The sequence below is a fragment of the Rhodococcus sp. IEGM 1307 genome (assembly GCF_030056915.1).
In the GTDB taxonomy this organism is placed as follows: Bacteria; Actinomycetota; Actinomycetes; order Mycobacteriales; family Mycobacteriaceae; genus Rhodococcus_F; species Rhodococcus_F opacus_D.
The window spans coordinates 143212-155573 of record NZ_JASHKW010000019.1 but is presented as its reverse complement, the minus strand read 5'-3'; the positions used below and the strand labels follow the sequence as shown (position 1 = coordinate 155573).

Sequence of the window (12362 nt, the reverse complement as noted above, 5' to 3'; positions counted from 1 at the left end):
TCCCGCTGAGGTAGACGTCATTGTCGGGGACCGCCGCGGAAACACGTCCGGACCCGCGTTTAGATTACCTATCCATGAGTAGTACCTGGACTTTGCCCGACGACCTGACCCTGCCCGCACCGGTCGGCAGCTTCCCCGCCGCAGGTCAGCCCGTGCCGCAGCACTGGTCACGGTGCTTCGGGTGCGGCGACCAGTCGCCTGCCGGGATGTCGATGAGCTTCACAGCCGGGGAGGGGCTCGACGTGTGGGGCCGGCTCGAGGTGGCACCCCGCTACCAGGGCGGTCCGGGAGTGATCCACGGGGGCATCCTCTCGACCGCATTCGACGAGGCGCTGGGCATGGTGTGCCGATCGATCGTCGACGGTCCGGTGGTCACGGGTCATCTCGAGATCGACTTCGCCAGGCCCATCCCGCTGGGTTCGGTCCTCGAATTCCACGCGAACATCGACGGATCGATCCGCCGCAAGGTGTATGCGAGCGCCGAGGCGCGCATCGTCGAGGGGCCGACGGCCGACCCCGACGTGGTGGTGGCGACGTCGCGGGGGCTGTTCCTCACCGTCACCGCCGAGCACTTCGAGAAGACCAAGGATTTCGTGGACGGCGTGCCGGAGCGCCCGTTCGGCACGTCGTCGATCTGAACGACACCTCGATCCGACCGTCACCGCAGTGACGCGATGGCGGCCCCCAGGTTCCCGACCTCGGTGACCTTCATGCCCTTCGGGGCCGCCCCGGAGTCGAGGGGAACGATGGCGCGGGTGAATCCGAGGCGGAATGCCTCCGCGAGCCTGCGCCCGACGCCGGGTACCCGGCGGACCTCGCCGGCCAGTCCCACTTCGCCGAGGATCACCAGTCCATCCGGAACGGGCTTGTCCTTCACCGCGGACGCGACGGCGAGGGCCAGCGCGAGATCGGCGGACGGCTCGGTCATCCGCATTCCGCCGACGGTGGCCGCGTAGACGTCGTTCTTCGCGATCGGCACCCCGCACCGGCGGTCGAGCACGGCCAGGACCATGGCCACGCGGGCGCTGTCGAGCCCGCTCACGGCACGCCGGGGTGCGGGCATGGACGTGGCGGCCACGAGGGCCTGCACCTCGCCGAGGAGGGGACGTTTGCCGTCCATCATGACGGTGACGGCGGTTCCGGGAACGGCCTCGGCACGGTGGTGGAGGAACAGTCCGGACGGGTCGCTGATGCCGGCGATGCCGTCTTCCCGCAGTTCGAAGCAACCGACCTCGTCGGCGGCGCCGAAACGGTTCTTGACGCCGCGCACCATCCGCAGCGTGGAGTGCTTGTCGCCCTCGAAGTGCAGCACCACGTCGACGAGATGCTCGAGCGACCGTGGTCCGGCGACCGCGCCGTCCTTGGTGACGTGGCCGATGAGGAGCACCGGCACGCCGCTTGCCTTCGCGAGGGAGGTGAGGGCGCTGGTGACCGCCTTCACCTGGGTGACTCCGCCGACCACGCCGTCGACGTCCGCGGCCAGCATGGTCTGCACCGAGTCGACGATCAGCAGGGTGGGACGCACCTGCTCGACGTGGCCGAGGATGGTCGCGAGGTCGGATTCGGCGGCGAGGTAGACCCGCTCGTGGACGGCGCCGGTGCGGTCGGCGCGCAGTCGCACCTGCCCGGCGGATTCCTCACCGGTGACGTAGAGGGAACGGTCGTCCGGGCCGCGGCGGGCCCACTGATGGACCACCTCGAGGAGGAGGGTGGACTTGCCGACGCCGGGTTCGCCGGCGAGGAGAACGACGGAACCGGGCACCACGCCGCCGCCGAGAACACGGTCCAGTTCGTCGATGCCCGTGGGCTTGGCGCGGGTGGACGTGCTGTCGATCCGCGTGATCGGAGTGGCCGGGGTGGACGGAAGTACCGCTCCGGCCCCGGCTTTCGCGAGCGAGGCGCCGGGGCGGCTCGCGACGGACGCGACGATCGGGGCCTCGTCCATCGATCCCCAGCTACCGCACTCGGGGCACCGGCCGACCCATTTGGGAACCGTGCACTGGCACGACGAGCAGCGGAAGCTGGTTTTGAGTTTGGCCACCGGGCCAGCCTAGGTATCGGGTCCGACAGCGGACCCGATCCGGCTGCTAGTGTCCGCCGCCCTCGGCTTCGGATCCGGGCGACGTGTCGGAGACGTGGCGCTCGGTCTCGTGGCCCGCGTCGACGGGAACGGACACGGTGACGTCGCCGGCCTTCTCGAACGCGAACGTGACGGGGAAGGTGAGGCCCGGGCGGACGCCCTCCTTCAGACCGTCCAGGGTGACGAGGACGACGTCGGCCGGTGCGTCGGCACTGGCGTCCTTCTGGCCCGCGGCCTCGGCGCCCTCAGCGGCTTCCTCGCCCGGCAGTCCGGCGACGAGCGCGGTCTGCGGAGCGATCTCCAGGCCGCCCGCCTTGTCGCCGAGGGTGACGGACTGCGCGAAGTCGGTGCTGATCCGGGTCAGCTTGTCCGGGGTGTCCTCGTTGTTGTTGATCGCGGTGAACGCGAGGACGGCATTGCCGCCCGGCTCGAGGCTGTACTCGGCGGAGTTGGGGTAGACCACGTGCACGTTCCGCAGGGCGATCGACCCGACGTCCGCGCTGTTGCCGTTGACCGCGGCGACCTGACTCGACGTCTGAGTGATCTGGCCCGCGCTGCAGGCGGACAGCACGAGTGCTGCGCCGGCAGCGAGAGCGACGGCGGTAGCGACTCGGCGAGTCGACTTGTCGAGAGCAGTCACGAGTTGTCCTCCGGTGTCAGGTTCGCACTTCAACTAGGCAGAGTAGTAGTTCGTCCGCGTGGCCTGCTCGCTGGGTACTCACAATGGTTGTCTGCGTGCGGTTTCGGCGCTGGAGAACCGCCCGATCGGGGTGTCCGGAATGCACGTATCGGGGACCCTGTCAACCCCTACGGTCAGGCCATGATGCCCCTGACCTGCACCGTTGATGCGACCAGCTTCCGGACACGTGTTAAACTCGAATGATCGAAAGGGGCACGGGACAGATGATTTTTAAGGTCGGAGACACCGTCGTATACCCCCATCACGGTGCGGCGCTGATCGAAGCAATTGAAACCCGCACCATCAAGGGTGAGCAGAAGGAATATCTCGTTCTCAAGGTTGCTCAGGGCGATCTCACCGTACGGGTTCCCGCAGACAACGCAGAGTACGTGGGCGTACGCGACGTCGTCGGCCAGGAAGGTCTCGACAAGGTCTTCCAGGTACTGCGGGCACCGCACACCGAAGAACCCACCAACTGGTCACGCCGCTACAAGGCGAATCTCGAAAAGCTCGCGTCAGGTGACGTCAACAAGGTCGCCGAGGTCGTTCGGGACCTGTGGCGTCGTGAGCAGGATCGCGGCCTGTCCGCAGGAGAGAAGCGCATGCTCGCGAAGGCGCGGCAGATTCTTGTCGGCGAGCTTGCACTGGCCGAAGGCACCGACAGCGACAAGGCCGAGACCATCCTCGACGAGGTCCTCGCGGCCGCGTCCTAGACAGTCGCGATACCCACAGTGGCCGAGGGAAAAGGTCCTGTAGTCGCGCTGGTTCCCGCCGCAGGTCAGGGAGTGCGTTTGGGCGAGAACAAGCCCAAGGCATTCGTTGATCTGGGTGGGACGACCATGCTGACACGCGCGGTCGACGGGCTCCTGCAGTCGGGGGCTGTCGACCGCGTCGTCGTGATCGTTCCGGAGGAGCTCGTCGAGTCGACGCGAACCCTCCTTCCCGGTGAGGTCACCGTCGTGGCCGGCGGCAGTGAGCGGACCGATTCGGTTCGCGCCGGACTCGCCGTCGCGGACGACGCAGAATATGTGCTCGTCCACGACGCCGCCCGCGCGCTCACGCCACCGTCGCTCATCGCGCGGGTGGTCGCGGAGCTGCGGTGCGGCCGCAACGCGGTCATCCCCGTCCTGCCGGTGACGGACACCATCAAGACCGTCGACGTTCTCGGCGCGGTCACCGGCACCCCCGAACGGTCCGAACTGCGGGCCGTGCAGACGCCGCAGGGTTTCACCGCGGAACTGCTCCGGCGCGCCTACGCCGCCGCCGACGGCATCGCCACCGACGACGCCGGCCTGGTGGAGCGCCTCGGGGAACGGGTGCGCAGCATCGTCGGAGAACCCACAGCATTCAAGATCACCACGCCGCTGGACCTCGTGCTGGCCCGCGCGCTGGTGGAAGAGGGAGCGCACTAGTGCGAGTCGGAATCGGGACGGACGTCCACCCGATCGAGCAGGGACGGCCGTGCTGGATGGCCGGCCTGCTGTTCGAGGACGAGAACGGCTGCGCGGGTCACTCCGACGGCGACGTGGCCGTTCACGCACTCTGCGACGCTCTGCTCTCCGCCGCCGGACTCGGCGATCTCGGCTCCGTCTTCGGAACCGGGCGGCCCGAGTGGTCCGGGGTGAGCGGTGCCGCGATGCTCGCCGAGGTACGCCGTCTCCTCGACGAGGACGACTTCGACGTCGCCAACGCCGCGGTCCAGGTGATCGGGAACCGGCCGAAGATCGGCCCACGCCGAAACGAGGCGCAGAAGGTGCTGAGCGACATTCTGGGCGCGCCGGTTTCGGTGTCCGCGACCACCACGGACGGGCTCGGGCTCACCGGGCGCGGCGAGGGGATCGCCGCCATGGCCACCGCGTTGGTCATTCCCGGTCGAAGCGCCAGGTAGGATCGCTGGTCGTGACCCTGCGCCTATTCGACACCGAGACGCGGGCCTTGCGTGACTTCGTTCCGCTGGCCCCTGGACACGCATCGGTGTACCTGTGTGGCGCCACGGTGCAGGGCGACCCCCATATCGGCCACGTACGCAGCGGCGTCGCATTCGACGTGCTGCGGCGGTGGCTGCTCGCCCACGACTACGACGTGGCGTTCGTCCGCAACGTCACGGACATCGAAGACAAGATCCTGAACAAGGCTGCGGAGGCGGGCAGGCCGTGGTGGGAGTGGGCCGCCACGTTCGAGCGGTCCTTCACCTGGGCTTATCAGCAGCTGGGCGTGCTGCCGCCGTCCATCGAGCCGCGGGCCACCGGGCACGTCACGCAGATGGTCGAGATGATGCAGCGCCTCATCGACAACGGCCACGCGTACGCGGCGGGCGGGGACGTCTACTTCGACGTCCGCAGCTACCCCCGGTACGGCAGCCTGTCGGGGCACAAGCTCGACGACGTCCACCAGGGCGAGAGCGCAGGCGAATGCAAGCGCGATCCCCGCGACTTCACGCTGTGGAAGGCGGAGAAGCCGGGCGAGCCGTCGTGGCCGACGCCGTGGGGCCGGGGCCGTCCGGGTTGGCACCTCGAATGCTCCGCGATGGCCGAGTTCTACCTCGGTGCCGCGTTCGACATCCACTGCGGTGGTCTGGACCTGGTGTTCCCGCACCACGAGAACGAGATCGCGCAGGCCAAGTGCGCCGGCGACGACTTCGCGCAGTACTGGCTGCACAACGGCTGGGTCACCATGGGCGGCGAGAAGATGTCGAAGTCGCTCGGCAACGTTCTCTCGGTGCCGAACGTGCTGAAAAAGGTTCGCCCGCAAGAGCTTCGCTACTACCTGGGCAGTGCCCACTACCGGTCGATGCTCGAATACTCCGACACCGCGCTCGACGAGGGGGCCGCGGCGTTCCGTCGGATCGAGTCGTTCGTCCTGCGTACGCAGGAGCGTGCCGGGGAGGTTCCGGTCGGCCTGTGGACCGAGGCGTTCGCTCGCGCGCTCGACGACGACCTCGCCGTCCCCGCCGCGCTCGCCGAGGTGCACGGCAAGGTCCGCGAGGGCAACATCGCGCTCGATGGTGGAGACCTCGAGGGTGCGCGCGAGATCGCGTCGCAGGTCCGGGCCATGCTCGGAATCCTCGGCGTCGACCCGCTGGACGAGCACTGGACTCAGGAGACCGCGGACGCGTCCGCGGCAACCGATGCCCTGGACGTTCTGGTCCGGGCCGAACTCGAGCGCAGGCAGAGTGCCCGCGCCGAGAAGAACTGGGCTGTGGCCGACGAGGTGCGTGACCGTCTCATCCGGGCGGGCATCGAGGTCACCGATACCCCCAACGGGCCCGAGTGGTCTCTCAAGGCAGGACAGTAGTAATGGCTGGAAATTCGAGTAGGCGCGGAGCCATCCGCAAGGCCGGTACCAAGAAGGGGCAGGTCGCCGGTTCCGGTGGCCAGCGCCGCAAGGGGCTGGAAGGTCGCGGCGCCACCCCGCCCGCGGAGGCCCGCACCAAGCATCCCGCCGCCAAGCGCGCCGCCCGCGCAGCCAGGGACGCCGACAAGCAGCCCGGCCGCGGTCGTCAGACCGCCGGGCGCAAGGTGCTCGACGGCCCGGAGAACGTGCTGGGCCGCAACCCCGTCGTCGAGTGCCTGCGCGCCGGCGTCCCCGCGACCGCGCTGTACGTCGCGGTCGGGACCGAGAGCGACGATCGCCTGAAGGAATCCGTTCAGCGGGCGGCCGACGCGGGCATCTCCATCCTCGAGGTACCCCGGACCGATCTCGACCGGCTCAGCGCCAACGGCATGCACCAGGGCATCGCGTTGCAGGTGCCGCCGTACCGCTACGCGCATCCCGACGACCTGATCGCGGAAGCGCGCAAGCACCAGGAGGCGCCGCTGCTCGTGGCCCTCGACAACATCACCGATCCCCGCAACCTCGGTGCCGTCGTGCGCTCGGTGGCCGCGTTCGGCGGTCACGGTGTGGTGATCCCGGAGCGTCGTAGTGCGTCGGTCACCGCGGTCGCGTGGCGGACGAGCGCCGGTGCGGCAGCCCGTCTGCCGATCGCCCGCGCCACCAATCTCACTCGCACGCTGAAGGATTGGGCGTCCAAGGGCGTTCAGGTGGTCGGTCTCGATGCGGGTGGCGACACCACACTCGACGAGTTCGACGGCAGCGGCCCCGTGGTGGTCGTGGTCGGCTCCGAGGGCAAGGGGCTGTCGCGTCTCGTCCGCGAGAATTGCGACGCCATCCTCAGCATCCCGATGGCAGGCCCCGTCGAATCGCTCAACGCGTCCGTCGCCGCGGGTGTCGTGCTCGCCGACATCGCCCGCCGTCGCCGCGGCTAGGCTGCGGAACCGCGAACAGCACGGCGTCCTCGGGGAAGCCCGCACAACCGGTACTGGTCCGAGAGCGTCGCTGTCGACGCTGTCGGCACCTACCGTAGACCTACAGTGTTGACAGGCTGGTACCAGCGGCGTTCACTGAGATCATCAGTGGCCGCGAGGTTGGAGGCCGGTCATGGCAATCACCGATATCAAGGAGTACGCGCACCTCACCCATCAGGACGTCGAGGCGCTCGGATTCGAACTCGACGCACTTCGCCGCGACGTCGCGGAGTCCCTCGGGGAGAAAGACGCGACGTACATCCGCCGCACCATCGCGTTCCAGCGCGTGCTCGACGGACTCGCGCGACTGGTCATCCACGGAAGCCGGACGACCACGGGCGTGGTTCTCGGTACGACGGCACTGGGTGCGGCCAAGAGCATCGAGAACATGGAGATCAGCCACAACGTCTCGCACGGCCAGTGGGACTGGATGAACGATCCCGAGATCCACTCGAGCACCTGGGAGTGGGATCAGGTGGGGCCGTCGTCGCAGTGGAAGTATGCGCACAACTTCCGTCATCACAAGTACACCAACGTGCTCGGAATGGACGAGGACGTCGGGTTCGGCGTCATGCGGGTCACTCGTGATCAGGAATGGCGTCCGATCCACCTGCTGCAGCCGATCCAGAATCTCCTGCTCGCGGCGTCGTTCGAGTGGGGCATCGCGCTCCACGATCTGCTTCCGCCCAGTGCCGAAGACAGGGCGAGTCGGCGTCTGCGTCCACCGGTGCGAGATCTGCTCGGCAAGATCGCGCGGCAGATGGTCAAGGACTACGTGCTGTTCCCCGTTCTCAGTGGGCGGCGGTGGCGACGAACGCTGAAGGCGAATCTCGTCGCCAACCTCCTGCGGAACGTGTGGTCGTACGTCGTGATCTTCTGCGGGCACTTCCCCGACGGAGCGGAGAAGTTCACGCTCGCGGAACTCGAGCACGAAAGCCGGGCCGAGTGGTATCTCCGCCAGATGCTCGGCACCGCGAACTTCCGGGCCGGCGCCGTCATGGCCTTCATGAGCGGCAACCTGTGCTATCAGATCGAGCACCACCTCTTCCCCGACCTTCCCAGCAATCGGTACGCCGAGATCTCGACCGCGGTGCGCGGCCTGTGCGAGAAGTACGACTTGCCGTACACCACTGGTTCGCTTGCGCGGCAGTACCTTCTGACGCTGCGCACCATTCACAAACTGGCGCTGCCCAACCGGTTCCTCCGGGCGACGTCCGACGACGCGCCGGAGACGGCCTCGGAAGTGAAGTTCCGTGGGCGGTCAACGCTCGGCGCCGATCCCGTGACCGGACGCCTTCGCGGGCTCCGGACCGCCCTGGCCGCGAGATAGACCGTCACCGCGGAATGGTCGACGCCACCGTTCGGTGGAAGCGGACCCGGTGCCCGGGCCGCAACTGCGCGGCCACCGGCAGATCGGCCTCGGCCACCACGGCGATCACCGGATAGCCGCCGGTCACCGGATGATCGGCCAGGAACAGGATGGGCCGACCGTTGGGCGGCACCTGCAACGCCCCCGCCACCATCGCCTCGCTCGGCATCTCTTCCGTCACGGCGCGGTGTAGCGGTCCCGGACCCTCGAGCCGCGCTCCCACACGATTGGTGTCGGAGCTGACCGTCCACGTCTCGCGGAGAAGGGCTGCGACGGACGCTGGTGTGAACCAGTCGTCCCGCGGTCCGAGCCGGACACGCATCATCAGGGGATCCTCGGGAGCGACGGGTGGGGGGATGATCTCGTCCGCAGGCCAGTCGCCGGCATCTGCTCCGACCAGCAGCCGATCACCGTCGGCGACGGGATCGGGGCCGATCCCCGACAGAGTGTCGGTGGACCGGCTCCCCATCACCGCGGGCACGTCGAAACCTCCGCGCACCGCCACGTAGCTGCGAAGTCCCTCCGACGCGAACGCGATCTCCAGCAGGTCGCCGGTAGCCAGGTGCAGCATCGTGTAGTCGGGCCGGGGTTCGGAGTTGACGGTGACGGGGCTGCGGGCGCCCGTGACGGCGACGGAGACGGTCCCGGCCGCACGCACCGCGAGCCCGCCCAGCGTGACCTCCAGCGTGGCTGCGCCGGAGTGGTTGCCCACCAACCTGTTTGCGCTGTCGTGTGCGTCTCGGTCGGCGGCACCCGACTCGCCGACCCCAATCGACGCGTAACCGGGGCGGCCCCGATCCTGCACGGTGGTGAAGGGTCCGGTGCGCACGACCTCGAGCCAAGCCATCGTTCGATTGTCCCGCATCCGCAGGTCTGCTGGATACGCTCTCGTCGGATCAGTCGCTCAGGAGACTGCGGTGTCGCCGTGCGCGGCAGCGACTTCGGTGGACAGCAGCTGTCCGTCGTGGGTGGACAGTCCCTCGGCGAGTCCGGGCACGGTCGCGGTGGCTTCCTTCCAACCCTTGTCGGCGAGCGCGACGACGTAGGGGAGGGTGGCGTTGGTGAGGGCGTAGGTGGAGGTGCGGGGGACGGCGCCGGGCATGTTGGCGACGCAGTAGAAGACGGAGTCGTGGACCTGGTAGGTGGGTTCGGCGTGGGTGGTGGGTCGTGAGTCCTCGAAGCAGCCGCCCTGGTCGATGGCGATGTCGACGAGCACCGAGCCGGGCTTCATCCGCGAGACGAGGTTGTTGGAGACGAGGGTGGGGGCCTTGGCGCCGGGGACGAGGACGGCGCCGATGACCAGGTCGGCGTCGAGGACGGCCTGCTCGAGTTCGAGGCTGTTGGACGTGATGGTCTTGACCTGGCCGTGGTAGAGCGCGTCGATCTCGCGGAGGCGGGCGATGGACAGGTCCAGGACGGTGACGTCGGCCTGCATGCCGTAGGCGATCGCGATCGCGTTCTTGCCGGAGACGCCGGCGCCGATGACGACGACCTTGGCGGGGCGCACACCGGGGACGCCGCCCATCAGGACGCCGCGGCCGCCGCCGTGGCGCATGAGGTGGTAGGCGCCGGCCTGTGGGGCGAGGCGTCCGGCGACCTCGCTCATCGGGGCGAGCAGTGGGAGGGAGCCGTCGGCGCCGACGACGGTTTCGTAGGCGATGGAGGTGGTCTTCGACGCGAGCAGGGCGTCGGTGCAGTCCTTCGAGGCGGCCAGGTGCAGGTAGGTGAACAGCACCTGGTCCTGGCGCAGGCGGGCGTATTCCTCGGCGATGGGTTCCTTGACCTTCAGGAGCAGGTCGGCGGTGTCCCACACCTGGTCGGCGGCCTGGAGGATCTGGGCGCCTGCGGCTTTGAAGTCTTCGTCGGCGAAGGACGAGCCGATGCCGGCGCCGGATTCGATGACGACTTCGTGGCCGCGTTCGCTGAGTTCGTGGACACCGGCGGGGCTGATGGCCACGCGGTATTCGTGGTTCTTGATTTCGCGGGGGATGCCGATCTTCATGAGAGCTCCGTGCTGTCGAAAATTCGATTGGTAGGTGCCAATAGTGAAGAAAACGACCATTCATGCCAAGAGTTGTGAATATAATTCTCAACATTGGGGGTGCTGGCTCTCGACTATTCGAATGCGGGCACCCTGAGCCGGTCCTCGTCGAACGATGTTCGGAGGGTGGCTCCGCCCCGTGAGTACTTATTAACCGCCCGACGTTAAGAAGTACTCACGGGTGGCGGAGCCGCAGGATCAGCATGGCCGTGTGCAGCGACGTCCGGGACTCGGCGTCGTCGAGGTCGACACCGAGCAGGCGCTGGATCGTGGCCAGTTTCGCGTACAGCGTGGGGCGAGAGAGGTGAAGCTGTTTCGCGAGTTCCGTCTTGTTGCCACCGAGTTCGAGGAAGCTGCGCAGGACGTCGACGCTGTCGCCGCCGTGCCGCGCCTGATGCTCCAGCAGGCCGCGGAGTTCGGTCTCTGCGAAGGCCTGCACCCGCGGATCGGTCCGGATGAGGGCGAGGAGACCGCGCAACCGGATGTCGGCTGCACGGTGAAAGACCTTGTCGCCCGGTGGCAACGACAGCGCGACCTCGGCGATGTGAGCGGATTCCGTCAGGCCGCCCGCGGCGTCCAGGAGCCGGGTCGACTCGGGACCGACGCCGATCGTGCACTGCAGGACGCCGTCGAGCCGGGCGAGCGCGGCACGGATCGCCGCGCAGAGTTCGGGCAGCGCGTCGGGTGTGGACGCCGGTGGATGGGACAGGAGCACGTCGATCTGTCCGGCGCGGGTGTTCGCGGTGAGTGCGGTTTGCCGCGACGTCCGGACCGCGTGGCGGACGGCGTCCAGCATGTTCACTCGGCGTCGCTGCGCGAGAACCTGGTCGGCGCTGAGGGTTTCGCTGACCCGGACGGTCATCGGCAGGTATGTTAGTGCCGGCCGGAGGCCGAGCGCATGGGCGCGCGCGGTCGCCTCGGCCTCGTCCTGGATGCGTCCGCGGCGGAGTTCGTCGACGAGCCCGCTCTGGGCCTGCTGCTCGAGTGCGGTCCGGTCCTGCTCGACCATGCGGTTCAGTGCGAGCGCCTGCGCGGCACGCTCGAGGGTCATCCGCGCCCGACCTTCGGCGGCGACGGGGCGAGGGGCGACGAGTCGTCCCCACTCCTGCCGATGTGCGCCGACGGGCGTCGTCGTCCACGACTCCGGGCCGTCGATCGCGGTCTGGTGCGACACGGGCGTCAGCCGCGACCGACGTTCCCACTCGGCGAGGAGGTCCGCCGCCGTGGTTCCCTGCGCCGCGAACGCCAGTACCTGCCGGTTGAGGTCCTCGAGGACGATCGGGGCGCCGAGCATGCCGGCTGCGGCGTCGACGATCTCACCGAGTGACGCCCGCTTCATGCTCAGGTCGGTGAAGACTTCGTGCGCGTGCCGTGCGAAGGCGACCTCGTCGTACTGCTCCGCGACGATCGAGCGGTGTACTTCCTCGGTGACCTCGACGAACCGGATCTGACGGTGCAGTGCGATGACCGGAAACGACAGTCTGTCGGCGGCGCGCGCAACCCCGTCCGGCACGGTGTCGACGTGGACGCCGAGTTCGACGACGAGTCCGGCTGCGCCCGCCGCGGCCAGTCCCTCCAGGTACCCCACGCTCGACGAGTCGTCCGCGAGCGGCTGGCCGGTGGTGAGGACGAGTTCTCCACCCTGGAGGAGGTTCGACAGATCGGGTAGATCGCTGACGTGCACCCATCGGACCGGTCTGTCGAGCGGTCCGCCGCCGATCACCTCGGGTGTTCCCGCCTGCACGACCGGGAGCGCCAGGATGTCGACGATGGTGGGCTGCATTTACGCAGTGTAAATCAGAAGTCGGGATTCCTTACAGATCGTCGGGCTCCAGTGCCTGGTTGACGGACCAGAGTGAAGACATCGCACTTCGCGCGGAGTTTCCGCG

General features: G+C 68.3%; 12 protein-coding genes. 7 read left to right on the top strand and 5 right to left on the bottom strand.

What is annotated here, in order from left to right; all coding sequences use genetic code 11:
- Positions 1 to 74 precede the first annotated feature (74 nt).
- Positions 75 to 638, top strand: a complete 564-nt coding sequence (locus QM841_RS31110) for a PaaI family thioesterase (RefSeq protein ID WP_283334942.1) — start codon at positions 75 to 77, stop codon at positions 636 to 638.
- Positions 639 to 658: 20 nt separating this feature from the next.
- Here QM841_RS31110 and radA read toward each other — a convergent pair whose 3' ends face one another.
- Together radA and QM841_RS31100 are read right to left on the bottom strand one after the other, a co-directional pair.
- A complete protein-coding gene (gene radA, locus QM841_RS31105) occupies positions 659 to 2041 on the bottom strand; it encodes a DNA repair protein RadA (protein WP_280779094.1) in 1383 nt (460 codons plus the stop codon).
- Positions 2042 to 2087: 46 nt separating this feature from the next.
- Entirely contained in the window at positions 2088 to 2720 is a 633-nt protein-coding gene (locus tag QM841_RS31100) for a copper chaperone PCu(A)C domain-containing protein (RefSeq protein WP_247252192.1), read from the bottom strand.
- A gap of 263 nt (positions 2721 to 2983) precedes the next feature.
- Between QM841_RS31100 and carD the strand changes: the two genes are divergently transcribed.
- The 6 genes from carD (at position 2984) to QM841_RS31070 (ending at position 8393) form a co-directional block, all read left to right on the top strand.
- Entirely contained in the window at positions 2984 to 3472 is a 489-nt protein-coding gene (gene carD, locus QM841_RS31095; RefSeq protein WP_005262216.1) for an RNA polymerase-binding transcription factor CarD, read from the top strand.
- A gap of 18 nt (positions 3473 to 3490) precedes the next feature.
- The gene (gene ispD / locus QM841_RS31090) at positions 3491 to 4171 is read left to right on the top strand and encodes a 2-C-methyl-D-erythritol 4-phosphate cytidylyltransferase (RefSeq protein ID WP_105419438.1); all 681 of its coding nucleotides are present in this window, start codon (positions 3491 to 3493) and stop codon (positions 4169 to 4171) included.
- Positions 4171 to 4647 (top strand): 2-C-methyl-D-erythritol 2,4-cyclodiphosphate synthase, encoded by a 477-nt coding sequence (gene ispF, locus QM841_RS31085; RefSeq protein WP_105419436.1) that lies wholly within the window; start codon positions 4171 to 4173, stop codon positions 4645 to 4647. The genes ispD and ispF overlap by 1 nt, the downstream gene beginning before the upstream one ends.
- An 11-nt stretch (positions 4648 to 4658) precedes the next feature.
- Positions 4659 to 6053: a cysteine--tRNA ligase gene (gene cysS / locus QM841_RS31080; protein ID WP_280779089.1), complete on the top strand. Its 1395-nt coding sequence runs from the start codon at positions 4659 to 4661 to the stop codon at positions 6051 to 6053.
- Between the two features lie 2 nt (positions 6054 to 6055).
- Positions 6056 to 7024, top strand: a complete 969-nt coding sequence (rlmB, locus tag QM841_RS31075; RefSeq protein ID WP_283334941.1) for a 23S rRNA (guanosine(2251)-2'-O)-methyltransferase RlmB — start codon at positions 6056 to 6058, stop codon at positions 7022 to 7024.
- 172 nt (positions 7025 to 7196) lie between these two features.
- Positions 7197 to 8393, top strand: a complete 1197-nt coding sequence (locus QM841_RS31070) for a fatty acid desaturase family protein (protein WP_283334940.1) — start codon at positions 7197 to 7199, stop codon at positions 8391 to 8393.
- A 4-nt stretch (positions 8394 to 8397) separates the two neighbouring features.
- Here the strand turns inward: QM841_RS31070 and QM841_RS31065 are convergent, their stop codons facing one another.
- From QM841_RS31065 to QM841_RS31055, 3 genes are all read right to left on the bottom strand, one after another.
- Entirely contained in the window at positions 8398 to 9279 is an 882-nt protein-coding gene (locus tag QM841_RS31065; protein WP_283334939.1) for a 5-oxoprolinase subunit C family protein, read from the bottom strand.
- 57 nt (positions 9280 to 9336) lie between these two features.
- On the bottom strand, positions 9337 to 10434 hold the full coding sequence (ald, locus tag QM841_RS31060) for an alanine dehydrogenase (RefSeq protein ID WP_283334938.1): 1098 nt from the start codon (positions 10432 to 10434) through the stop codon (positions 9337 to 9339).
- A gap of 214 nt (positions 10435 to 10648) precedes the next feature.
- Positions 10649 to 12256: a PucR family transcriptional regulator gene (locus tag QM841_RS31055; RefSeq protein WP_283334937.1), complete on the bottom strand. Its 1608-nt coding sequence runs from the start codon at positions 12254 to 12256 to the stop codon at positions 10649 to 10651.
- Positions 12257 to 12362: the final 106 nt, after the last annotated feature.

Excerpts from the sequence above, each read along its gene's own strand:
- QM841_RS31110 (WP_283334942.1), top strand. The coding sequence starts at position 75 with ATGAGTAGTACCTGGACTTTGCCCGACGACCTGACCCTGCCCGCACCG.
- carD (WP_005262216.1), top strand. The coding sequence starts at position 2,984 with ATGATTTTTAAGGTCGGAGACACCGTCGTATACCCCCATCACGGTGCG.
- rlmB (WP_283334941.1), top strand. The coding sequence starts at position 6,056 with ATGGCTGGAAATTCGAGTAGGCGCGGAGCCATCCGCAAGGCCGGTACC.
- QM841_RS31070 (WP_283334940.1), top strand. The coding sequence starts at position 7,197 with ATGGCAATCACCGATATCAAGGAGTACGCGCACCTCACCCATCAGGAC.
- QM841_RS31065 (WP_283334939.1), bottom strand. The coding sequence starts at position 9,279 with ATGGCTTGGCTCGAGGTCGTGCGCACCGGACCCTTCACCACCGTGCAG.
- ald (WP_283334938.1), bottom strand. The coding sequence starts at position 10,434 with ATGAAGATCGGCATCCCCCGCGAAATCAAGAACCACGAATACCGCGTG.
- QM841_RS31055 (WP_283334937.1), bottom strand. The coding sequence starts at position 12,256 with ATGCAGCCCACCATCGTCGACATCCTGGCGCTCCCGGTCGTGCAGGCG.